This is a genomic window from Streptomyces hainanensis (genome assembly GCF_004348415.1).
Taxonomy (GTDB): Bacteria; Actinomycetota; Actinomycetes; order Streptomycetales; family Streptomycetaceae; genus Streptomyces; species Streptomyces hainanensis.
Map to the genome: position 1 here is coordinate 1 of NZ_SMKI01000824.1, position 1387 is coordinate 1387.

Genomic DNA, 1387 nt, shown 5'->3' on the forward strand with positions numbered 1-1387 from the left:
CCCCTGGCCCCCCTGGCCCCCTTCACCGACGACTTCGTCCGCGACCCGTACGGGACGCTGGCGCGGCTGCGCGAGGCGTCGCCCGTGCACCACGTCACGCTCCCGGACGGCACCCGGGCCTGGATCGTCACCCGGGACGCCGAGGTGCGCCCTCCCCCAGCTAACGCTGGGAGGTGCCCCCACGCTCGCGGACGACCGGCTCTCCGTCAACAAGCGGCACTCCACCACGGGTTACGCCGGCTTCTCGCTGCCGGCCGCGCTGGACCGCAACCTGCTGAACATCGATCCGGCCGACCATCTGCGGCTCCGCCGGCTGGTCTCGCAGGGCTTCACGCCGCGCCAGGTGGCGGCGCTGCGCCCGTCGGTCACCGCCACCGCCGAGCGGCTGGCCGCCGGGCTCGGGGACGACCTGGTCGCCGAGTTCGCCACCCCGCTGCCGCTCGCCGTGATCAGCGACCTGTTCGCGCTGCCCGAGGGCGACCGGGCGCCGTTCGCCGAGTGGGTCGGAACCGTGATCGCGCCCACCGACCGGCACGCCACGGGGGCCGCGATCGCCGCCATCCACCGCTACCTCACCGAACTGGTCGCGGCCCGCCGCGCGGCACCGGGCGACGACGTGCTCTCCGCGCTGGTCGCGGCGCGCGACGAGGGCGACCGGCTCTCCGAGGACGAACTCGTCTCGCTCGCCTTCCTGATCCTGGGCGCCGGTATCGAGAACGTGCAACACACCCTCTCGGCGGGCCTGTCGGCGCTGTCCCGGGACCCCGGGCAGCTGGCCGCGCTGCGCGCGGAACCCGCCCTGGTCCCGGGCGCCGTCGAGGAGTTCCTGCGCCACGCCCACCCGAACCTGATGGCGATCCGCCGCTTCGCCACCGAGGACCTGGACATCGCCGGCACCGTGGTGCCGACCGGCGAGACCGTCCTGCTCTGCCTGGCCTCAGCCAACCGCGACCCGGAGCGCTACGCGGACCCCGAGTCGTTCGACGTCCGCCGCACCGACCACGGCCCGCAACTCGCGCTGGGCCACGGCATGCACTACTGCCTGGGCGCCCCGCTCGCCCGCCTGGAGCTGGAGGTCGCGCTGACCACCCTGCTCCCCCGATTCCCGCGCCCGGCCCCAGAGTCGGCGCGCTGGCGCACCAGCTTCCGCTCCCACGCGCTGGCCTCCCTCCCGCTCCGCCGGGACCGGCCGTTCACCGCCTGAGCGGGCAGTGCGGCGCGCAGATCCACAGCACGAACGCGTGCCCCCACCGGTCTCGCAGCGTCCCCACCCGCCGCCCGGACGCCCCGAGCCGCCGGCCGCAGCGCACACAGGCGATCCCCATCTGCTGCGCCGGCGACAGCCGGTCGAGCTCCGGCAGCTCCTGAGTACCGCCCCATTCGACCC

Annotated in this window: 2 protein-coding genes; one reads left to right on the top strand and one right to left on the bottom strand. The window is 75.4% G+C overall.

Annotated features, from left to right (window positions below; all coding sequences use genetic code 11):
- Positions 1-1204, top strand: a 1204-nt coding sequence (locus tag E1283_RS36225) for a cytochrome P450 family protein (RefSeq protein ID WP_341829988.1), incomplete at its 5' end; no start/stop codon positions are given.
- On the opposite strand, the gene E1283_RS37885 is transcribed toward E1283_RS36225, so the two are convergent.
- A partial coding sequence (locus E1283_RS37885) for a hypothetical protein (RefSeq protein WP_165956378.1) occupies positions 1194-1387 on the bottom strand: 194 nt, incomplete at its 5' end. The two genes, E1283_RS36225 and E1283_RS37885, sit on opposite strands and share 11 nt — an antisense overlap.